Annotated in this window: 20 protein-coding genes; 9 read left to right on the top strand and 11 right to left on the bottom strand. The window is 55.8% G+C overall.

What is annotated here, in order from left to right; all coding sequences use genetic code 11:
* Window positions 1-13: 13 nt before the first annotated feature.
* The 4 genes from betB to BKP64_RS15710 form a co-directional block, all read right to left on the bottom strand.
* Complete coding sequence (gene betB / locus BKP64_RS15725; RefSeq protein ID WP_070972236.1) at window positions 14-1,483, bottom strand: betaine-aldehyde dehydrogenase; 1,470 nt, start codon at window positions 1,481-1,483, stop codon at window positions 14-16.
* A 55-nt stretch (window positions 1,484-1,538) separates the two neighbouring features.
* Window positions 1,539-2,120 (bottom strand): transcriptional regulator BetI, encoded by a 582-nt coding sequence (gene betI / locus BKP64_RS15720; RefSeq protein ID WP_070972234.1) that lies wholly within the window; start codon window positions 2,118-2,120, stop codon window positions 1,539-1,541.
* 111 nt (window positions 2,121-2,231) lie between these two features.
* Window positions 2,232-2,441, bottom strand: a complete 210-nt coding sequence (locus BKP64_RS15715) for an acetyltransferase (protein WP_070972231.1) — start codon at window positions 2,439-2,441, stop codon at window positions 2,232-2,234.
* A 36-nt stretch (window positions 2,442-2,477) separates the two neighbouring features.
* Window positions 2,478-3,599, bottom strand: coding sequence for a histone deacetylase family protein (locus BKP64_RS15710; protein ID WP_070972228.1), 1,122 nt, complete (start codon window positions 3,597-3,599; stop codon window positions 2,478-2,480).
* 164 nt (window positions 3,600-3,763) lie between these two features.
* Between BKP64_RS15710 and corA the strand changes: the two genes are divergently transcribed.
* Window positions 3,764-4,837: a magnesium/cobalt transporter CorA gene (corA, locus tag BKP64_RS15705; RefSeq protein ID WP_070972226.1), complete on the top strand. Its 1,074-nt coding sequence runs from the start codon at window positions 3,764-3,766 to the stop codon at window positions 4,835-4,837.
* A 12-nt stretch (window positions 4,838-4,849) separates the two neighbouring features.
* On the opposite strand, the gene BKP64_RS15700 is transcribed toward corA, so the two are convergent.
* Window positions 4,850-5,755 (bottom strand): DMT family transporter, encoded by a 906-nt coding sequence (locus BKP64_RS15700; RefSeq protein ID WP_070973722.1) that lies wholly within the window; start codon window positions 5,753-5,755, stop codon window positions 4,850-4,852.
* Between the two features lie 128 nt (window positions 5,756-5,883).
* Here BKP64_RS15700 and BKP64_RS15695 point away from each other — a divergent pair, with 128 nt between their 5' ends.
* On the top strand, window positions 5,884-6,435 hold the full coding sequence (locus BKP64_RS15695; protein WP_070972223.1) for a helix-turn-helix domain-containing protein: 552 nt from the start codon (window positions 5,884-5,886) through the stop codon (window positions 6,433-6,435).
* Between the two features lie 250 nt (window positions 6,436-6,685).
* The gene (locus tag BKP64_RS15690) at window positions 6,686-7,519 is read left to right on the top strand and encodes a substrate-binding periplasmic protein (RefSeq protein ID WP_227515434.1); all 834 of its coding nucleotides are present in this window, start codon (window positions 6,686-6,688) and stop codon (window positions 7,517-7,519) included.
* Between the two features lie 64 nt (window positions 7,520-7,583).
* Here the strand turns inward: BKP64_RS15690 and BKP64_RS15685 are convergent, their stop codons facing one another.
* Window positions 7,584-8,684 carry a mandelate racemase/muconate lactonizing enzyme family protein gene (locus tag BKP64_RS15685; protein ID WP_070972220.1) on the bottom strand — a complete coding sequence of 367 codons (1,101 nt, stop codon included), beginning with the start codon at window positions 8,682-8,684 and terminating at the stop codon, window positions 7,584-7,586.
* A 153-nt stretch (window positions 8,685-8,837) separates the two neighbouring features.
* On the opposite strand from BKP64_RS15685, the gene BKP64_RS15680 reads away from it, so the two are divergent.
* The 3 genes from BKP64_RS15680 to BKP64_RS15670 all read left to right on the top strand — a co-directional run bounded on the left by BKP64_RS15680 (window position 8,838) and on the right by BKP64_RS15670 (window position 12,615).
* Entirely contained in the window at window positions 8,838-9,014 is a 177-nt protein-coding gene (locus BKP64_RS15680) for a DUF2897 family protein (protein WP_070972216.1), read from the top strand.
* 37 nt (window positions 9,015-9,051) lie between these two features.
* A complete protein-coding gene (locus tag BKP64_RS15675; protein WP_070972213.1) occupies window positions 9,052-9,855 on the top strand; it encodes an enoyl-CoA hydratase-related protein in 804 nt (267 codons plus the stop codon).
* 174 nt (window positions 9,856-10,029) lie between these two features.
* Window positions 10,030-12,615, top strand: coding sequence for an EAL domain-containing protein (locus BKP64_RS15670; RefSeq protein ID WP_070972210.1), 2,586 nt, complete (start codon window positions 10,030-10,032; stop codon window positions 12,613-12,615).
* Here BKP64_RS15670 and BKP64_RS15665 read toward each other — a convergent pair.
* A complete protein-coding gene (locus BKP64_RS15665; protein WP_070972207.1) occupies window positions 12,612-13,481 on the bottom strand; it encodes a LysR family transcriptional regulator in 870 nt (289 codons plus the stop codon). The genes BKP64_RS15670 and BKP64_RS15665 overlap by 4 nt on opposite strands.
* Window positions 13,482-13,575: 94 nt before the next feature.
* Between BKP64_RS15665 and BKP64_RS15660 the strand changes: the two genes are divergently transcribed.
* Window positions 13,576-14,076, top strand: a complete 501-nt coding sequence (locus BKP64_RS15660; RefSeq protein WP_070972204.1) for a lactoylglutathione lyase family protein — start codon at window positions 13,576-13,578, stop codon at window positions 14,074-14,076.
* 97 nt (window positions 14,077-14,173) lie between these two features.
* On the opposite strand, the gene BKP64_RS15655 is transcribed toward BKP64_RS15660, so the two are convergent.
* Both BKP64_RS15655 and BKP64_RS15650 read right to left on the bottom strand, forming a co-directional pair.
* On the bottom strand, window positions 14,174-15,046 hold the full coding sequence (locus tag BKP64_RS15655) for a hypothetical protein (protein ID WP_070972202.1): 873 nt from the start codon (window positions 15,044-15,046) through the stop codon (window positions 14,174-14,176).
* A gap of 22 nt (window positions 15,047-15,068) precedes the next feature.
* On the bottom strand, window positions 15,069-15,662 hold the full coding sequence (locus BKP64_RS15650; protein WP_070972198.1) for a hypothetical protein: 594 nt from the start codon (window positions 15,660-15,662) through the stop codon (window positions 15,069-15,071).
* Between the two features lie 270 nt (window positions 15,663-15,932).
* Between BKP64_RS15650 and rrtA the strand changes: the two genes are divergently transcribed.
* On the top strand, window positions 15,933-16,514 hold the full coding sequence (gene rrtA, locus BKP64_RS15645) for a rhombosortase (protein WP_157755434.1): 582 nt from the start codon (window positions 15,933-15,935) through the stop codon (window positions 16,512-16,514).
* A 129-nt stretch (window positions 16,515-16,643) separates the two neighbouring features.
* On the top strand, window positions 16,644-18,746 hold the full coding sequence (locus tag BKP64_RS15640) for a molybdopterin-dependent oxidoreductase (RefSeq protein ID WP_070972192.1): 2,103 nt from the start codon (window positions 16,644-16,646) through the stop codon (window positions 18,744-18,746).
* Window positions 18,747-18,851: 105 nt separating this feature from the next.
* Here BKP64_RS15640 and BKP64_RS15635 read toward each other — a convergent pair whose 3' ends face one another.
* Window positions 18,852-19,892, bottom strand: coding sequence for a fatty acid desaturase family protein (locus BKP64_RS15635; protein ID WP_083329238.1), 1,041 nt, complete (start codon window positions 19,890-19,892; stop codon window positions 18,852-18,854).
* 63 nt (window positions 19,893-19,955) lie between these two features.
* Window positions 19,956-20,243: a hypothetical protein gene (locus tag BKP64_RS15630; RefSeq protein ID WP_070972189.1), complete on the bottom strand. Its 288-nt coding sequence runs from the start codon at window positions 20,241-20,243 to the stop codon at window positions 19,956-19,958.
* Window positions 20,244-20,386 lie beyond the last annotated feature (143 nt).

Genomic DNA, 20,386 nt, shown 5'->3' with positions numbered 1-20,386 from the left:
GTGGCCTGCGGGATTAAAACGGGGCATCGAGGTCTTCCATCCCCACATACACCGACTTAATCTGGGTGTAGTGAGCAAGGGTCTCGCGCCCATTTTCGCGGCCGATTCCGGAGAGTTTGTAGCCGCCCACCGGCATTTCCGCCGGGGAGGCGCCGTAGCTGTTAATCCAGCAGATACCGGCCTGGATCTGGTGAATGACCCGGTGGGCCCGGCGGATATCGTTGGTGAACACGCCGGCGGCCAGGCCGGTGTCGGTATTGTTGGCCCGATCAATCACCTCGTTCTCATCTGAGAAAGTCAGCACCGACATCACCGGCCCGAAGATCTCTTCCTTCACGATGCTCATGTCATCGGTGCAGTCGGTAAAGATGGTGGGCTCGACAAAATAGCCACCTTTGGAATCCTCCGGCTCAAAAGCCCGGCCACCGTGGCTAAGGGTGGCGCCTTCGGAGAGCCCCTTGGCGATGTAATCCAGCACCAGATCACGGTGTTTTTCGGAAATCAGGGCGCCGAAGTTGGTGTTCGGATCCATCGGATCACCCGGCTTGATATTCTTGCGAATGCGCTCCAGCAGGCGTTCCATAAAGCGCGGATAAAGGTCTTCATGGACAAACACCCGAGTACCGTTGGTGCAGATCTCTCCCTGGGTGTAGAAGTTGCCCACCATGGCAGCGGAGATTGCATTTTCCAGGTCCGCATCATCAAAGATGATCAGCGGGGATTTACCACCCAGCTCCATGGTGACGTCTTTTAGCGTGGAAGCCGCAGCTGTCATCACTTTCTTGCCGGTAGCCACTTCGCCAGTGAAGGACACCTTGGCAATCTCCGGGTTGTGGGTCAGCCAGGATCCAACCTCGGCAGCACCCTGGACCACATTGAATACACCCGCCGGAACACCGGCCTCTACATAAATCTCCGCCAGCTTGATCGCGCCCATGGGCGTCTCTTCCGACGGCTTGAAAATCATGGCATTACCACACGCCAGCGCGGGACCCGATTTCCAGCAGGCAATCTGGATCGGATAGTTCCAGGCACCAATTCCGGCACAGATACCGAGCGGCTCACGACGGGTGTAGTAAAAGTCGCCGCCAAGATCCTGCTGGGTGCCCTCAATGGACGGAGCCAGGCCAGCGAAGTATTCAACAGTGTCCGCACCTGTCACCACATCCACGGCCTCCGCTTCCTGCCAGGGTTTTCCCGTATCCCGGACTTCAGTCGCAGCCAGTTCGTCGTTACGTTCACGAAGCAGTGCTACCGCCTTCAGCAAGATCCGGCTGCGCTCCACTGCGGGCATCGCAGACCACTCGGCAAAGCCGGCACGAGCACTTTCAATGGCAGCCTGCTGCACGGATTCATCCGCCACTTCCACTTCATAGATCACTTCACCCGTGGCAGGATTCACAACCGGGAACGCCTCACCGGTGCTGTTGGCAAGGAAACGACCGTGAACAAAGTTCTGGAAACGGGGTACTGAATTGGACATAAACCGTAAAACCTCGAAATAATGAATTCGTTATCTGTATCTGGTGCGTCGACGTCTACGCCAGGGCTTCCTGTACAAAGCGCTTACACAAGGTCTGTCCGGCCTCGAAACCCTCTTGCGGGTCAAGGCTGAGCGCACTCCGCAGCCAGAAGCCGTCGATCATCGCCGCCGTTTGCCGGGCAGCGTCCGTCGCTGCCCGGGGCTCGAGTACCTGTGCGAAGGAGTAACGCAAGTTGCTGTAAAGCCGGGCATTGTTAATCTGCTGCAGCCGCTTCAGCCCTGGCTCATGCATGGACCGGGCCCAGAAGCTCAACCAGGTTTTCGCCGCCAGCTCCGAACGCTGGAAGCCCGAGAAGTTGGACTCAATAATGCAGTTCAGGCGCTCTTGCGGCGAACCGTCCGTCTTCGCCATACCCTCGCGCAGCTCTTTGCCCAGTTGATCCAGCAAATACCGCAGCGCCGCTTCAATCAGCCCCTGCTTGCCACCGAAATAATGGCTGATGATGCCCGAGGACATCCCGGCCCGTTTGCTGATACTTATGATGGTGGTCTTCTGCATTCCCAGCTCGGCGATGGAGGCCATGGTGGCTTCGATCAACTGCTGCTTTCGCGTGTCTTTCATTCCGACTTTTGGCATCGCGACGTCTCTGATAAATCTTTTCGGTTTTTATTAATTGAACGTTCAATTAACAATCAGGCTACAGAAAAGATGACAGGGTTTCAACTTTGGTCAGAAAACGAACGGAATTTACTTTCTTCGATAGCCCGGATCGGTCCAGCATAACGGCAAGGGTTCGCCAGACGGGAAGCTCAGCTCGTCCTTCGGGTAAAACTCCGCATCCTGAGCTTCCTCGCCATAATGCAGGCTGCCTCGGACCCGGCTTTCATGGGGGTCGAACAGTGCCCGGGTATCCAGTACCTCAATCAGGTGCCCGGTGGATTTCTCTGCCACAAACATATCGCTCTCCTTATCTTATAGTTACATGCAGGTGAGTCACTCATCAGGGAGTTCGTCGGAAAACGCGCTCAGGTGGAAGGCAATGGCCTCCTCCACCTCTTCTATCCCACACACTTTGGGTTCCGGTACCGGTCCGCCGGCAAGAACATCCAGAACAGCGCGCACCCCATGGGCTAGCGACTCCGTGTTGTAGCCGCCCTCCAGGACAAAGGCCAGGCGCCCCTCACACAGTCGATCAGCCAATGACTGCACGATGCCCGTCATGGCAGCAAAGCCCTCAAAAGAAACATTCAGGGCAAGGTCATACCAGTGCGCATCGAAGCCTGCGGACACCAGAATCAGATCCGGTTTGAAGTACTCCGCTGCCGGCACCAGAATCTCGTTGAGAGCCTTGAGATAGGCGACATCGCCGGCGCCTCCGGGAATGGGTACATTCACCGTCGTGCCCTCTCCAAGCCCTGCTCCCACGTCCTGCAGATTGCCGCTACCCGGATAAAACGGTGAGGCCCGATGGATATCGAAAAACATGACATGGGGATCTGCCCAGAATATATCCTGGGTACCATTCCCATGGTGTGCGTCCCAATCGATGATCAGAATTCTTTTGCAACCAAGCTCGGCCTGGGCATGGGCGGCCGCGACAGCAACATTGTTCAACAGGCAGAACCCTCTGGCACGTACCGGTTCGGCATGGTGACCAGGGGGGCGTACCAGCGCAAAGGCGCTTTCGGTGCTGCCCGAGACCACGGCTTCAACGGCGGCAACAGCCGTGCCCGCAGCAACTTCGGCAGCCTCGATACTCCCCGGTGAAACAGCGGTGGTGTCCACGTCGAGCCAGGCGTTTTTGTCACGCAGTGAAAACACGTCATCCAGATAAGAGGTGGTGTGAACCCTGGCCAACTGCTCCCTCGTGGCGGCCTTGCCCGGTTCAAACCGGACACCCCTGATCGGCTCCTGCCTGAGCAGCTCCAGAATCGCCTCAATACGCCCCGGGTGTTCGGGGTATTTCCACTGCACATTCAGGCCAGCCAGGATCCCCCTGATACGCTTATCCAGCCGGCCGGGAAGAAAGGCCGCATTTACATCGGGGGCGTGATTAAGAACCCGTTCATCGTAAAACACGGTGACATCTTTATACTCTGCCACGGCAAGCTCCATGATTCCGTCCAGAGGCGATGGCGCCCCTTGAGTCGACGAGACCTCACTGTCAAAAGCATAGTCAAAGAACCCTACTCCCGACAGCACGCCGACACACGGCGGCCAAACAGGGCCCTTTGAGCTATTCTGTTTTTGACATCCATCCTCTGTATGGACACATCCAGATGGCCTATTTCAGCAAGCACTACCATAGCCCCGGTACGGCCCCGGGAACCCTCATCGTAAGGGGCGCGGCAGCTCAGCCATTATCCATCAACCTGATTGATTACACAGAGGCAGGCGTTGAGGAGCACCAACTGGATTCGCCGGAACAGTGCCGGAGCTTTCTGGAACATGATTCCCGGACCTGGGTTCAGGTTAATGGTGAGGTCAACCCGGACATGCTCCGCAACCTGGGTGCGGTCTTCAATCTTCACGATCTTGCCCTGGAAGACGTCATCAATACCGGGCAGCGCCCAAAAGTCGAGCTCTATGACAACCAGGTCTTCATCATCACGACAATGCCCGTATACGACGGAACTCGCCTGGAACTGGTTCAGGTCAGTCTGTTCATGGGCAAGAACTACCTGATTTGCCTGTGCCCGCTGGCAGAGGATCCATTCGAGCCTGTCCGAAAGCGTATGCGCCAGACCAGCAACGTACGTTTTGCCACCCGCGGAATCGACTACCTGCTGTATGCACTGCTGGACCTGATCGTCGACGCCGGTTTCCCGGTTCTTGAACAGTTCGGGGACCAGTTGGAAGATCTTGAGGCCGAATTACTGGAACGACCAAGCCAGCAAACGTTATCCAGTATTCACAGGCTTAAACGGGAACTACTGATTCTGAGGCGCGTGCTCTGGCCCCAGAGGGAAGTGATTACCACGCTGATGCGGGGCGAGGATGAATTTATCCACACCGAAACACTGGTGTATTTCCGCGATTGCCACGATCACAGCATACAAATCATGGAGCTTCTGGAAAGCTTTCGCGACATGGCCACCAGCATGCTGGATATCTACCTTTCCAGCATCAGTCAACGCACCAACGAAACCATGCGGGTATTAACGATTATCGCCACCATCTTCATTCCGCTGACCTTCATTGCCGGCGTATACGGTATGAATTTCCATAACCCTGCCAGCCCCTGGGCCATGCCGGAACTCGGCTGGTATTACGGCTACCCGATGGTATGGGCCATTATGATATCCGTCACGGTGACGCTGGTCTGGTTTTTCAAGCGGCGCAAATGGATGTAGCTGATCCACCCGCTACCGGGTTTTGCCGATTGAGGGTGTACCGGGACTTGCCTTTGCACCCGGCTTCCGGAACAAGACATAGTTGCCGAGCAGCGCAAGACAGGCTCCAGCCAGTGCGGTACCGCTCCAGACAAAACCTTCCAGCCAGGTTGATACACTCAGGGCCACCACCGGGAATAGCACGGTCGCGTAACCGGCCTTGTCTGCCCCAAGGGTGCGAATGACAGTGATGTAGCTAAAAAAGGCCACAATCGATCCCGGAACCGCGAGGAACAGAGTGGCGCCCCAGAACACCGAACCCTGTGGAACCACCCATTCAGTGCCATTCATCAGGCACCAGCTCCCCAAAGCCAGGGCACCGTAGAACATCGCCCAGGCATTGCCCGCCAGCAAGGGAATCTCTGCAGTCCGGACCTTCAGGCTGATCAGGTTGCCCAGCGAAAACCAGAAGGTCCCGGCCACCGCAAAAACCAGAGCCACCAGCGTGGCATTACCGATCTGCAGGTCGTGCCAGAACAGCAGGGCGACCCCGGAAATTCCGAGTGTCACCGCCGGATAAATTCTGGGGTTGGGCCGGATGCCCATAAACACCCTGCCATTGAAGGCATTGAACAACGCGGCCAGTGAAAACACCACGGCCAGGAGTCCGCTGGTCATGTGCTCCGCCGCACGATAGATCAGCAAAAAGTTAATGCTATAAAGCGTTAACCCCTGAAGTACCAGCCAGCCGTGTTGCCGGACCGTGAACCGTGGCAGGCGCCGCAGCAAGGAAAGCCCACCCAAAGCCACGGCAGAGGCGAATACGAACCGGTAGAATACGGAAATGTCCACCGCAGCCGATTCCACCTGCAAACGGATCGCAGTCCAGGTCAGGCCCCAGATCAAAACAGTCAGGGCGTAGTGGGCACCGATAGGCATGGCAAAATACTCCGAAATCCAGCAGGGATCCGGGAGCATAGCCTGCGTCACCAAAGACAGGCTTGTCACATCTTGCTAAAGGGTGGAAGATTCTTGCGACAGGGTCGGACGATCAGGAACGGAGCAGAATGACTGCAGGCCGGGGCGAACCAAGAGACATCGTACATGCGCTGACCGCAGCCGGCGCCGCGCCCCGCCGTGTTCTGGAGTTAAACGATGGCCGGGCACTGGCCCACTGGCATAACCATCATGGGGAAGCTTGCTACGAACGCCCTCGGCATCATGCTCTCAGCATCTACACCCAGGGAGGTGAGCGCACCACCCGACAGGTGAACCGCCAGGCAGTCAGCGGACAATTCTCCCGGGCCAAAAAGCGCGCACTGGCAAACCGAATTGAAGAGAACCTGGCGCAGCCACTGGACCTGGCAACCATGTCTGAATGGACGAGTCTCAGCCCCTACCATTTTGCCCGATTATTCCGCGCCAGCTTCGGACTCGCCCCCTATCAATACGTCCAGGAACAGCGTCTGTTGCAAGCGAAGCACCTGTTGCACCGGCGCTCAGCCAAAATTACTGCCGTGGCGCTTGAATGCGGTTTCACAGACCACAGCCAGTTTTCACGGGCATTCCGAAAGCGTTTTGGAATGTCACCCTCTCAATATCGCAACCCCGAATGCTGATTGCCTTTTCCGGCAAAGACTATTTTGACCCAGTCCAGCTGTCGGAAATAAGTTGCTTCTCGGTAGTCAGAGTACGTTTCATCATCGTAATTCCTACAGATTTCTGTTGTCTTCACCCGGATAACGAGTCAGATCCGTTTTTATTCCCAACAAAAGGTGCCGGCCCCGAAATCACCATGCGTTATCAAATTCATCGAAATGATGATACATTTTCACCTACCCCCGATTTACTTAGCTTCAGGAACTATTAATGCCGTTGCTTCCTGTTTGTGCTCTCCAGACATGGTATTCAGCGGCATACTTGCCACTGATGCTTCTCATCGTCCTGTCGATGGTCCCGGCCACTGCCCTGGCCGAAAAACCGGTTTGCACATCCCTCAACGTCAGCGGTAATGCCGAATACCCACCCCTGCTCTGGACAAACCCAAACGACTCTGGAGAACTCATTGGAGCTGTCCCTGCTCTGCTGCGTGAAATTCTCGAACCCCTGAAAATAGAGGCACACATCCACCACAGAGGGTCCTGGGCGCGGGTTCAGCACCTGGCGAAGGCGGGTGAAATCGACATGATTGCGGGTGCATTCATGACCCGGGAGCGATTTCAGTATATGGACTACATTTTGCCACCCATCATGCACCTGCCTACCGCTATTTGGGTGCCGAAAGGGCAGGAATTCCTCTATCGCCACTGGCCGGACCTGAAGGGCAAGGTCGGCAGCACCCTGATCGGGAACAGTTTTGGACAGAACTTCGACCGGTATGCGGATGAGCAACTGTCCATCGAGCCCGTACGCTCCATTGATCAATCGTTCCTCATGGCCGAAGCCGGGCGTGTGAATTACGTGCTCTACGAGTTACTGCAAGGACAGGTGAAACTGGCTCGTGAAGGGCGGTCCGAAAAGTTTGTGGCGCTGGGGAAACCGATCAGTACCGAAGGACTGTTTTTCACCTTTCCCAAAAAGTCCAGGTGCAATACCTTCGAGTTTCGCGAACAGGTGGCAGACCAGCTTTACACCCTGGTCACCAACGGCCGCGTGGATGAGCTGGTTGCGGAATATACCGCCCGCTACATTACCGGTGGGTAAGCCGGGCTGAAACTGATGCCTTCCTCCATGCCCTTCCACGCCTCGAACAACTCATCTCGTGGGCTTACTCGTACACATCGTGCAGTGTCAGCATTTTGAAATCCGGCACCACCCCAAGGCCCGGGCGGTCACTGAGGGTCATCCGGCCGGCAGAAACCTCCGGCGCCCCGGAGGCCAGTTGAACCGTATTGTAATTGTGAAGATCGGTGGTATTTAGCAAGGCTCTGGCCGGGGTACTGGCGGCAAGATGGGCGTAAGCGGCGGTTGCTATGCCACTGCCCCAGGCGTCTTCTATGGTCATGGCAACCCCCGCATCCACACACACGTCCCGAATAATGCGGGACGGCGTCAGGCCGCCGAACTTACTCACCTTCAGGGCAATCGCATCCATCGCATCGTCCCGAACGGCCCGTTGCACATCGGCCAGTGAATTCAGGCTCTCGTCGAGCTTGAACGGATGCCGGGACCGTCGCCGGACCGACAGGCACTCCTCATAGCTTCGGCAGGGCTGCTCAAGATACAGGTCCAGATCTTCCACTGCCCGAGAAAACCGCATGACCTGATCCCGCCGCCAGGCCGCGTTGATGTCGCCAATCCAGAGTTCATCCGGCTGTTTGAGCTTGCTTAGAGTACGGACGAGCTCGATATCTTCTTCAACGCTGTGTCCCAGCTTGATCTGAATGTGGCGAAAACCCTCCGACCGATAACGCCGCAACGACTCCTCCATCTCGGCGGGTTCCGCCAGGGGAACAATCCGGTGCAACGGCATGGATGGCGATAGCAGCCCACCCAGCAAAGTGTAGACCGGCAGCCCGGTGTCCTTGCCCAGTAGATCCCAACAGGCAATATCAATGGCAGCCTTGGCAACGGCATGTCCGGTGAGCGCCTGATCCATGCGCTCATGGATCAGACTGACCTGCCTCGGATCCGCACCAATCACACTGGGCGCCAGCATCGACAGGCAAGAGGGAAGCCCCTCGGAAAACGCCGCCATGTAGTTTGGCCCGCAAGGACAGACCTCACCGCACCCGGCGAGCCCCGTATCTGTGGTAAGGACTACCACCGTGCTGGTAAATACCTGATGTGATCGCCCGCCAGCAAAGGCGTATGCCTTACCCGTGTATGGCAAGTCGGCGGTGTACACCGCGATACTCTCGATACGCATGATGTGCCTCCCTTCCAGGGCCTTTCAGCTTTTCTCAGCATAGCCGCGGTATGGGAGTGGTGCCGGTATTTGTGAAAAAGCAGTGAACAACTTGTCAGTCACTCATGGGCGGGTTCACTATAAGAAAACTCTAGGAATCAGGGAGCGACCCACATGCCTCTTATCGGATGGATTTTTCTCATTGTTGCTGTCGTGCTTGTGCTGGGTAGCCTCATCATACTGCGCGACTCCGCTCACAGCATGAAGATCTCACCGGAAAAAATGGAGAAGATCAAAAAGCGCAAGGCGGAGCTGGAAGCCGAAGAAAAAGCGGAAGATGAGTGGAAGTGAGCCTGAGCCCATCACCTTGAAACACGGAGCCCCGACCATGACAAACCTGCCGCCATTAACCGACGCCCTGCTCACCCTGGAAGATCGGGTCGCGGTCCTCACCCTGAACCGCCACGATCTGCGCAATGCTCTTACAGGGTCCCACCTGATTGACGATATCGTTACCACCACCGAGTGGGTTAACCATTGCGACGAGGTGTCGGTACTGGTGATCACGGGCGCCGGTTCCTCATTCAGCGCAGGCGGAAACATACGCGACATGGCCAACCGCAGTGGAGATTTCGCGGGCGACGTGGCCGAGTGTGCCGATCGCTACCGCAAAGGCATCCAGCGCATTCCCCTTGCCATGCAGAATGTTGAGGTGCCCGTTATTGCCGCGGTGAACGGGCCCGCTATTGGTGCCGGCTTTGACCTGGCAAACATGGCGGACATTCGCATCGCTTCCGAAAAAGCCAGGTTCGGCGAGACGTTCCTCAATCTCGGGATCATCCCGGGCGACGGCGGTGCCTGGTTCATGCAGCGCCTGATCGGATACCAACGCGCCTTCGAACTGACCCTCACCGGTCGGATCGTGGATGCAAAGGAGGCTCAGGAGCTGGGCATCGTCCTGGAGGTGGTCAGCCCGGAAGAACTCCTGCCAACCGCGCTGGATATGGCAAAGCGAATGGCCAGCCAGCCCCCCAAAGCTACCCGTTTAACCAAACGCCTGATGAAAATCGCCCAACGTATGGAACTGAAAGACTTCCTCGACCTGTGCGCCTGCTTCCAGGGGATGAGTCACAATGAGCCGGAACACCTGGAGGCAGTGAACCGGATGCTGGAAACCATGGCCCGGAAGTAACCGGCGACTACAACGCGACAATCGTCCATGTCCCGGTCGTTGTTAAGATACCGTGCACATTTTTACACGAAGATTTCACCCTGACGCCCGATAAGCGATAGGATCAACACTGTAACCAGGACGAAAAACAATAAAGGGAAGACTCAATGGCAGAACTTCAGGGGTTAGCTGTTCGTGATTCTATCCCAAGCTTTACGCTTCATTCTGGCCATGATGCTACTGTGTGTCTGGCCGATGGCCCAGGCCCAGGCCAAAACCACACCCATTACCATCAAGCCGCCCGCGTCATCCATTCAGACCCGTTTTCAATACTGGGAGGACCCTGAAGCCCAGGCTGACATTGAACACGTTATTAATCTGCCGGAAAGTCAGTGGCAATCGACGCTCAGTGATAATGCAACCTTTGGCATAACCCCATCCGCTTACTGGCTGCGGTTTTCCGTTGACAACCAGACAGCGCAGCGCCTGAACCTGATTGCTGAACTCGCCTATGCCCAGCTGGACGACGTAATTTTCTTTGAATTTGCGGGCGGCACCAGAATTCACGAGTTCAAAACCGGCGATACGCGCCCCTTTTACCCGAGGGAAGTTGATCATCCGAACATGCTGCTGCGCTTCCAGTTGGCGCCCGATCAACTCAAAACTGTGTATATTCGGGTGCAAACCGCAGGGTCCATGATTCTGCCCCTTAAGGTTTGGCGCGAGCATCAATTCTTTGAAGCCGCAGCCAATGAGCAGAAACTGCATTTCTTTTACTACGGCAGTCTGACCGTCATCATCCTGATCAACCTCGCAGTTTTTCTGACCCTGCGGGAAAAGCTCTACCTGTATTACGCGCTGGCGATTGCCGGCTACCTGCTGTTCTTCACCTCCATCATGGGCTACAGCTTCCAGCACTTTTACCCTCAGTTCCCCGATCTCCACGCCCGGCTTTTATTGGCATCGATGCCGGTTCTGGCCTTGTTTTCCATTCTATTCTGCCGGGAATTCCTGAAGATCAGATCCCACAGCCCGCGACTAGACATCGCCATTCGAGGGATGATGTATTTTGAGATCTTCAACTTCATTGCCGCCCTGACGCTGAATTACAACGCCGCGGTTACACTCTCATCCATCTCCGCCCTGTTCTTTTTCTCCCTTCTGTTTATCGCCGGCCCCATTACCTGGGCCGCCGGCGTCCGGGCAGGCGCTTTCTTCACCTTTGCCTGGACACCGCTCACTATTGGCGTACTGGCCACGTCTGGCCGTGCCCTCGGCTTTTTCCCTGAAAACTTCATGACCGAATACGCCATGCAGATCGGCTCCGGCCTGGAAGCCTTTATTCTGACACTGGCCCTGGCGGATCGCCTTTATCGCGAACGGGAAGACAAGATCAAGGCGCAAGCCGACAGCTTGCAGAAAGAAAAAGCCCGGAACGAAGTGCACAACAAGCTGACTGAAGCGATGATGCACGATCCGGTGACGGGCCTGCCCAACCGAAACCGGTTTGAGTGGATGGTGGATCAACAGTTAAAGCGGGATCCGGACGGCCAGTACATGGTGGGTGTGGCTCGAATTACCCGCCTGGACGAAATCAACCGTACCCTCGGCCTGAACCGCAGCGAGCGCCTGCTTAAACGGATTGCCGAGCAAATGACCGAACTGGCTGCCCAGCTTCCGGTTGTCCACGGAATCCGAAGCGAGCAGGGGCACGATGAGTACGTTTATCAACTATCCGGTGACAGCTTCGGCCTGCTGGTCGACTCACGCCATGTGAATGACAATTTTGAGGGATTGAATAACGCCCTCAAGCTTCTGTCTGAACCAATCCTGCTGGACAACCTGGCAATTGAGCTCCACCCAAAATTCGGAGCGGCCAGCTATCCCCTGCACGGAGACAACGCAGCATTGCTGATCCGAAATGCTCACGTCGGCATGGAAATCGCGCCCAAAGGCCCGTTCGAAACGGGCTTTTACTCACCGGACTACGACATCTACAGCGAAAGTCGACTGACCCTGATGTCCGACCTCCGGGACGCGTTGCAACAGAACCAGACACAGCTCTACTACCAACCAAAGGTCTGCCTGGCCACTGGTAATATTATTGGCCTGGAAGCTCTCATTCGCTGGCATCATTCGGAGCGTGGATGGGTTCACCCGAGTGATTTCATACCTCTGGCGGAAGAAACCGGTGTGATCACACAGTTGACCCGATGGGCTTTTGAAAGGGGTATCGGGGACCTGGCCCAACTGCTGACGGACTATCCCGGGCTGGACATATCAATCAATATTTCCGCCCGTGACCTGACTTCCCGCCAACTCAAGAACCTGATCCAGGACAGGCTGGCGCATCATAAGGTCAGTGCCGAACGACTCACCATAGAATTAACAGAAACCGCTGCCATGGAAGATCCGGACAAAGGGCTTGAGGCTCTGAAAGCCCTGGCTGGTATCGGCCTGGGCATCTCCATTGATGATTTCGGCAGCGGCTACTCCTCACTGTCCTACCTCAAGCAATTGCCAGCTACCGAGATCAAGCTGGACCGATCATTAATCATAGATGTCGGCTCCAGTAAAACCTCAAAGGTTATAATCGAAACCGCGATTAATATGGCCCACGGCCTGGGTTATCCGGTTGTTGCGGAAGGTGTCGAGGATGAGGAAACAGCGCACCTGCTCCGGGACATGGGATGCGACCGGCTTCAGGGTTACTGGCTCTGTCATCCACTGCCGTTACCAGAGCTGAAACAGTGGCTTTCGGAGCCCCGTTCGGCAATCTAAAACCATCTTCGAGCCTCGGCAATCACCGTATTCACTCTGCCCGGCAGAGTTTTGTGACGATTGACACCGAGGTACAGGGTCTCACTGACCGGGTGGGGAAGCCGATGGATCCGGACGAGGTGTTTCTTTTCAAATGCCTCGACCGCATAGGCGGGTAAGACCGTAAACCCCAGGCCCATGCTGACGGGCTCAAGAATCAGACTGATCTGATTGGAAAAACCCTTCTTTTCAAACAAGTGGCTATTCTCAAACTCAGGGTAATTCGCGCCCAGCAGCAGACGGGTATGGTGAGCGCCATCAGGATGATCAATAAAACCGAGCTTAAGCAATTGCTCCCAGCCCGGATCAATGACATCGGCCGGGGTCACCAGAAGCAGTGATTCTTTGGCAACCGGACGACAGCTCACCTCATGAAGGGAGGACGGGCTGGTCATCAACCCAAAATCAACGCCAAACCCGGCAATTGCCGCCTCCACATCGGAGTTCGGTGCAAACCGGTAATCAATCACCAGCTTGGGATGCTGCTGCTGCAGCTCCAGAAGGTGGGGATAAAGCTTGAGCCCCACGCTGCCCGGCGACATGATCCGGACCAGCCCTTCGTACGCAGGATCTTCCCCAACCCGTTGCTCCAGGTTCGACAGGGACTCGACAATCACCCGCGCATCGTTGTAGAGGTGTTCGCCCGCATCTGTGAGCGTGAACTGCTTCCCATGCCGGACCAGTAACGCCCTACCCAGGTGGTCTTCGAGCTTGCGCACATGCTGACTCACACCCGACTGGGTCATGTGCAGGCGCTCGGCAGTGCGTGTGAAATGACCGACTTCTACAAGCGTACAAAAACTGCGCAACCAGACCGGATTAATCATAACAAAACATACTCATAAACATGATATATGATAATTTTACGTAATCTTTTGATCCTTGTAACCTGCTTTCAACGTCACAGCAGGAGAACAGGTAATGAACAACGTCTACCCAAGAAACTTTTCACACATTGGTATTTCAGTCCCGGATCTGGAAAAAGCCGTCGAATTCTATACCCAGGTCATGGGCTGGTATCTGATCATGAAGCCGACCGATATCGCAGAGGACGACAGCCCCATTGGTGAGATGTGCACTGACGTATTTGGAGCAGGCTGGGGAAGTTTCCGCATCGCCCATCTATCCACCGGTGACCGGATCGGCGTCGAGCTGTTTCAGTTCAAGGATCAGGTGAACCCGGAGAACAACTTTGAATACTGGAAAACGGGCGTTTTCCACTTCTGCGTGCAGGATCCCAACGTTGAGGAACTGACAGAGCGCATTGTCGCAGCCGGTGGTAAAAAGCGGATGGAGAAGCCCCGGTATTACTACCCTGGCGAGAAGCCCTATCGCATGATTTACATGGAAGATCCGTTTGGGAACATTCTGGAAATTTACAGCCACAGCTATGAATTGATTTACAGCGAGGGTGCCTACTAAGGCAGAAAGCCATCCAGGTGAATGAATAGGCCCCGGCAGAGAAAGCGACAACTGCCGGGCCAATCCCTTTTCAACGCTAAACGTCCCGGGATGCCACTCACCTCAGGCCGGCGTACCGCCTTTGCCGGGGGCGCAACGCCAGAAGAAGCGGGAACAACAAAATCAGCCAGCCCATGGCGCCGCTACCCCCGCTGCCAGCTTTTGCCTTGGTTGCTGTTTCCAGCACAGCCACACTCCGTTCGACCATACCCAGCAAAGCCTCAATCTCATCCAGACGTTCGTGCTGCTCCTGAAACAAACCACTGTCCATCTGCGATTTGATCAATACATCGGAATCCGCCAGGGCACTCGCCACATGCACCAGCCGCCGACGGAGTTCCGCACTGCCCAGGCTTACTTCGCCATCTGCGAGTGTTGCACCTGTTCCCAAAGCAACACCGTCGCCTGCAGCACCGCCAAGTACAATGCCATTGATCTGCAGGGTCTGTTTTGCTGTTAGTAGATCACACGTTACTTCACTCTCCAGAAACTCCCCTTCAGGTATCGTACCGACCACCGGTTTGGGAATAGCATTCAAGTCTGAGCAATCATAATCCGGCGCTGTCCCGTCACTCAGCACATCATAGGTCTCAAGGCTTTGCTGATTGATGTAAAAGGCATTAGCGCCCTCATTGTTGGACTGGTTGGCGTCCATGCGCCAGGACTCTCCAACGGTTCCCTCAATGTAGGCGTTGGGCAGCGCCTGGCGCACCAGGTCGCCCGGTACTGCTGAGGTGTCATGCCAGCGTAAGCGGGTATTGTTTTCTTTGAGTTTGAGCGTACCCAGAGAAAAATCTTCTCCATCGACACAGTCAAAACCCACGCACAGATTGCCCTGTACAATCAGATCATCGGGTTTCACCTGATCCGCGGAAGACGGCATAGCCATCACGGTACATAGTGCAAACAGGCCAAAATGAATCTTTTTCATGAGCTTGGATTCCTCGCTGAGACTACTGGACCTTGGCCGCGACGGCCTCAAGGCGGTCAACCAGGTCTGCTAACCGACCTTCCAGCTCCGCTACCCGACTATCCAGTGCATCCACTTCCGTCGAAACAGAACCCGTGGCACTTGCTTTGAATACATTGAACTGAGCCAACGTGACGGCATCCGTGTCATCAACTGCGTCAGCGACATGACTGACTCGACGCTCACTGCCGAGATCGCCAACCGACACCGAGTCCGCGACGATTTCTGCGCCCGCTCCCAATGCCACGTCACCGTCGGCCGAAATAACCAATGCGTCCAGGCCCTGGGTCAGGTTCCTGATAAAAAAGGACGTCTGTGTTGCGGAACCACCGTCGGTAATACCAACCATCCAGTCCTCGGTCGGAAAAGCCGAGGAGTTGCTGGTGTCCTGAAAGACAATCTGGGGTGTGGGGGATTTGAGGGCAAGCGTGTCAAAACCGAAGTCTGCGTCCGGAACGCAGTCGACACCGACGCAAAGACTTTCATTATTAACGATCAAATCGTCGGAAATTACTTCATCCGCGATTGCAGGTAGAGAGAGAAAGAGGGCTGGGACCAACAGATAATGGATGCGCATTGCGTACTTCCTTCCTTGTCATCAAACCGAGTTTCCCGGCAACAGCGAAAACCGTTAGCCCCTGCCGGATACCACTGCCAGTTCTCAATGGTGCTCGTTTAATGTTATGTCAATAGGCCAATTAATGCTTGCAGTTTCGCAGCGCCTAAACAGCGAATTGCAGAAGGTACTTGAACCGTCCAGGCAGTTGGTGCAGTTTAATCAATATCAGCGTCGCAGCCCTGCGGATCGCTCGTAGATCAGTCTGGATGCGCAGAGATGCCGGATCGCTTGAATAGATTCAAAACCTTTGGCCGATACTGGGGCCTCCCTCTGCTGCTCAGCGCCAGTCTCTTACTGGTTTGGGTGCTGGGGGAGCCGGCAGCCGAGCTGCTGATGTACCAACGCTTTGATATTCAGTCCGGGCAAATCTGGAGGCTGGCGACGGCTCACTGGGTTCACCTGAGCTTCCAGCACCTTTTGCTGAACCTGATGTCGCTCGCCCTGGCCTGGTGGCTATTCCATCAGGCATTGGCTGGATTCACGGGGTATCTCCTGACAGGCCTGATCTCACTGGGGGTGACGCTCTCGCTGTTCGTGCTTCATCCGGATATTGGCTGGTATGCCGGGTTTTCAGGTGTTCTCCATGGGTTTCTGGTCGCTGGCGCGCTTCTATCCCGACGCCAAAACCCAATGCTCTCACTGGCCACACTATTAATCGTGGCAATCAAGCTGGTCATAGAACTGGTTCGGGGCGCCGAACCGGGCCTCGCGGAATTTATCAACAGCCCGATTCTCATACATGCCCATGTCTATGGCGCCCTCTTTGGGGGCCTGTATGCCATTTGCATGAGGGGAGCGTCACCCCGATAACTGTCGCTCAACTCTCGGACGGTGGCGATAACAACCAAATTTGTGTCAATTATGACTGTCTGATTTTTCGCCCACTTATGCCACACTCGGAAGTCCAATAACGACAACACCACGACCGAGCCTTTTGATATGAGCGACACCAAGACCCACTACCGGACCTGCAACATCTGCGAAGCCATGTGCGGCCTCGAAATCAGGCACCAGGGCGGAGAGATCTTGTCGATCAAAGGGGATCAGGACGATCCGTTCAGTCGTGGTCATATCTGTCCCAAGGCGGTGGCCCTGCAGGATTTTTACAGCGATCCGGATCGCCTGAAGACACCGCTCAGGCGCACCGCCAATGGCTGGCAGGAAATGAGTTGGAGGCAGGCGTTCGAGGAAATTGCCTCCCGCTTTCGTGGCATCCAGCAGGAACACGGGCAGAATGCGGTCGGTGTTTATCTGGGCAACCCGAACGCCCACAACTTCGGCAATGCCATTATGCTGCCCCGGTTCTTCAAGGCCCTGGGCACCAACAACCGCTACAGCTCCGCGTCCGCCGATCAGTTGCCTCACCATGTGGCGTCCAATTACATGCTCGGCGCCGGCATGCTGATCCCCATCCCGGACATCGACCACACCGATTTCATGCTGATCATCGGAGCCAACCCGATTGTTTCCAACGGCAGCCTGATGACGGCCCCGGGCGTCGGCAAACGCCTGAAGGCGATTCAGCAAAGGGGTGGCAAGGTAGTGGTGGTCGACCCCCGCCGCACCGAAACTGCGAAAAAGGCCGACCAGCACCTGTTCATCCGCCCCGAGACCGACGCCCTGTTCATGCTCGCGCTGGTGCACGCCCTGTTTGACGAACAGTTGGTGACCCTTGGCCACCTGGAGTCCCGGATTGATGGCCTGGACCTGCTGGCCGACGCTGTTAAACCCTATGCGCCGGAAACCGTGGCTGAGGCCTGCGGCATGTCAGCTACTGCCATTCGGAAGCTGGCGCGTGAGATGGCCGCCGCCAAAAGCGCCGTTTGCTACAGCCGTATGGGAGCTTCCACCCAGTCTTTCGGGGGCCTCTGCCAGTGGCTGAACAACGTGCTGAACATCCTCACCGGCAACTTCGATCGCCGGGGTGGTGCCATGTTCCCGCAGCCAGCGTTCGATCTGGTGCGGGATAAAAAGGGCAAGCCCAGCTCCTATGGCCGTTATGAATCCCGGGTCAGAAAACTGCCCTACTTCAACAATGAGTTCCCGGTCGCCGCCCTGGCTGATGAAATCCTCACGCCGGGCGAAGGCCAGATCCGGGCGATGATTACTATCGCCGGTAATCCGGCGCTCTCCGCGCCTGGTGGGGTTCGCCTGGAGGAAGCGTTTGATTCACTGGAGTTCATGGTGGCGGTGGACATCTACCTGAACGAAACCACCCGCCATGCCGACATCATCCTGCCGGCCACCACCGGCCTGGAGGTGTCCCATTTCGATGTCTTCTTCAACTCTTTTGCCGTACGCAACACCGCCAAATTCTCGGAGCCAATGTTCGAGAAAACGCCTGACCAGAAACACGACTGGGAGATTCTGCGGGATCTGGCCCTGCACCTGACCGGGCTGGAAGACGACGGAGTAACACCCGAGGCGATGTTGGACCTTGGCCTCAGGCACGGCGCCTATGGCAAACACGGTATGAGCCTGGAGAAGCTGAAGGCTACTCCCCACGGCGTTGATCTTGGGCCGTTGCAGCCCTGCCTGGAGCAACGCATCCAGACCGAAGACGGCATGATCCGGATTGCACCCCAACTATACCTGGACGATCTGAAACGCCTGGATGACTCGGGCCTGCTGCAACTGAACCAGAACACCGACTACCCGTTCTCCATGATCAGCCGCCGGCTGCCGCGAAGCCACAACACCTGGACCCAGAATTCCCATCGCCTGGTCAAAGGCAAAAATCCGTGCACCATGCAGATGCATTCCGCCGATGCGGAAAAACTGGGCCTGGAGGACGGACAAACGGCCGTGGTTGCCTCACCGACCGGCCAAATCCAGCTGCCCGTAGAAATCAACGACGATATGTTCGAAGGGGTGATCAGCATCCCTCAGGGCTGGGGCCATAACCGTGCCGACACCGCCATGTCGGTCGCAGAGGGGCAACCGGGGGTGAGCATGAACGACGTAACCGATTCGCAGCGCATTGATGCACTGACCGGAAATGCGGCGTTCAACGGCACGCGGGTAGCGGTACAGGCGGCCTGACTTAGCCAAAAGTGGTGCGCCAGGCTTCAGCCCGGCGTTATCGCGGGCATGCTCCATAACAGTTGTGGAATTCAAGCGCCCCGGAAAGACCGGACGATCAGGCACCTATGGTTGGCGAGCCTCCCGATAGGACACCATTCGTTGTTTTTTTTCGTCCCAAAGAGCGCACCGGAAACAATCCATAATGTCTCTTGGGGCCAGCGTTGTCGTTAACGGTGCCTGCAGTTCAGGAACCGCAGCCATCACTTCGGGCAAGCGGTAGAAGGGGATCCGGACATTAAGATGGTGAATATGGTGGTAGCCGATATTCCCGGTGAACCACTGCATCACCGGGTTCATCCGCATGAAACTTGAAGACTCCATCGCCGCCCGATAATAGGTCCACGCTTCGGGCGAAGCGATCTGCATGCGCCGGAAACTATGCTGGGCGAAGAACAGATAACACCCCATCGCTGAAGCCAGGGTCATGGGCAGCAGAATGACAAAAAAGACCAGACTGAACCCGCCTGCCGCCCACAACAATGCAATTAACCCGAAATGGCTCAGGAGTGCGATCAGGGAGTCGATGTGTTTGCCGGGGTCCTTCAACAAAGGTATCAACGTAATGTTAATACCGAAAACAATAGGGTAGCTCAACAGCACCACCAGTGGATGCCGCTGGGCGCGGTAGGCAAAACGCTGCCATCGGGTCGATGACTGCCACATGCGAGCGGTTATGAGCGGGAAAGCGCCCACACTGGCGGCCGTAATCTGCCCCGTATGGCCGTGGTGATAATTGTGACTGGCAAGCCAGGAGCGGGTTGGCGTCAGGGCCACAGCGCCATAGGCATGAAAGAGCCAGTAAGCCATTCGGGAATCTTTAAGAATCGCGCCGTGCAAATAATCGTGGAAAGTGATGAAGGCCCGAACCATCAGCAGGGCACCCAGCACCGAAAATACCAGACGCAAGGGCCACCACGGCACCACCCCGGCGGCGGTCAGAGCGGCAATCATCAAACCAAAGGTAGATCCGACGTACCACCAGGATTTTGCGGAAGATTCTTCAACGTAGGGCTTGGTGGCCTCAAGCAATGCCCGACCTACCCGGATATCTACGCTGTGGTCCGGCAAACTGGTATCCGCTTCCTGAACATGGTTCTGACTCATCACCCGACCCTCCTTCCTGTAAAAATAGATCTTTTGACAGGAGACTTCCAAACTCTCGGACCACTATTCCTTGAGGAGAGACACACCCTCGATTTCAGCCACAGTTTTGGCATCCGCTCGTTCAATAATCTTCACCAGCGTCGACTGGATTGTCTCGTCCTCTCGAGCGTCGTTTTCACTCACAAACTTTTGTTGCTGTGGTTCTGCGTTCTCTTCCATAGTGAATGAAATAATGACTTCCGTTGCAAAATCTGGCGTCTTGCCAAAGTATTCCAGCGAAATCAGGGGATAGCCGTTAAAGCCTTTCCTGACCTGCTTTGCGATACGCTTTTTTGCTTTATCCACATTCATAATTGGAGCCTGGAGGTAGCTAAGTCCACCAGCTGACCAACTGAAGCAGAACGCTACAAGTTGGACTATATAAGCTGGGTCAAGATAAATGCCATTGACGCCAATCTTGATCTATATTTTTAATGATGCAAACCTGATAACGC

Source organism: Marinobacter salinus, assembly GCF_001854125.1.
GTDB classification, from domain to species: domain Bacteria; phylum Pseudomonadota; class Gammaproteobacteria; order Pseudomonadales; family Oleiphilaceae; genus Marinobacter; species Marinobacter salinus.
Note: the sequence above shows the minus strand (reverse complement) of the source record. Positions and strands in the feature narration are given on the sequence as shown.

Coding starts and splice junctions, on each gene's coding strand:
- betB (WP_070972236.1), bottom strand. CDS start 1,483: ATGTCCAATTCAGTACCCCGTTTCCAGAACTTTGTTCACGGTCGTTTC.
- betI (WP_070972234.1), bottom strand. CDS start 2,120: ATGCCAAAAGTCGGAATGAAAGACACGCGAAAGCAGCAGTTGATCGAA.
- BKP64_RS15715 (WP_070972231.1), bottom strand. CDS start 2,441: ATGTTTGTGGCAGAGAAATCCACCGGGCACCTGATTGAGGTACTGGAT.
- BKP64_RS15710 (WP_070972228.1), bottom strand. CDS start 3,599: ATGGAGCTTGCCGTGGCAGAGTATAAAGATGTCACCGTGTTTTACGAT.
- corA (WP_070972226.1), top strand. CDS start 3,764: ATGGCCTATTTCAGCAAGCACTACCATAGCCCCGGTACGGCCCCGGGA.
- BKP64_RS15700 (WP_070973722.1), bottom strand. CDS start 5,755: ATGCCTATCGGTGCCCACTACGCCCTGACTGTTTTGATCTGGGGCCTG.
- BKP64_RS15695 (WP_070972223.1), top strand. CDS start 5,884: ATGACTGCAGGCCGGGGCGAACCAAGAGACATCGTACATGCGCTGACC.
- BKP64_RS15690 (WP_227515434.1), top strand. CDS start 6,686: ATGCCGTTGCTTCCTGTTTGTGCTCTCCAGACATGGTATTCAGCGGCA.
- BKP64_RS15685 (WP_070972220.1), bottom strand. CDS start 8,684: ATGCGTATCGAGAGTATCGCGGTGTACACCGCCGACTTGCCATACACG.
- BKP64_RS15680 (WP_070972216.1), top strand. CDS start 8,838: ATGCCTCTTATCGGATGGATTTTTCTCATTGTTGCTGTCGTGCTTGTG.
- BKP64_RS15675 (WP_070972213.1), top strand. CDS start 9,052: ATGACAAACCTGCCGCCATTAACCGACGCCCTGCTCACCCTGGAAGAT.
- BKP64_RS15665 (WP_070972207.1), bottom strand. CDS start 13,481: ATGATTAATCCGGTCTGGTTGCGCAGTTTTTGTACGCTTGTAGAAGTC.
- BKP64_RS15660 (WP_070972204.1), top strand. CDS start 13,576: ATGAACAACGTCTACCCAAGAAACTTTTCACACATTGGTATTTCAGTC.
- BKP64_RS15655 (WP_070972202.1), bottom strand. CDS start 15,046: ATGAAAAAGATTCATTTTGGCCTGTTTGCACTATGTACCGTGATGGCT.
- BKP64_RS15650 (WP_070972198.1), bottom strand. CDS start 15,662: ATGCGCATCCATTATCTGTTGGTCCCAGCCCTCTTTCTCTCTCTACCT.
- BKP64_RS15640 (WP_070972192.1), top strand. CDS start 16,644: ATGAGCGACACCAAGACCCACTACCGGACCTGCAACATCTGCGAAGCC.
- BKP64_RS15635 (WP_083329238.1), bottom strand. CDS start 19,892: ATGAGTCAGAACCATGTTCAGGAAGCGGATACCAGTTTGCCGGACCAC.
- BKP64_RS15630 (WP_070972189.1), bottom strand. CDS start 20,243: ATGAATGTGGATAAAGCAAAAAAGCGTATCGCAAAGCAGGTCAGGAAA.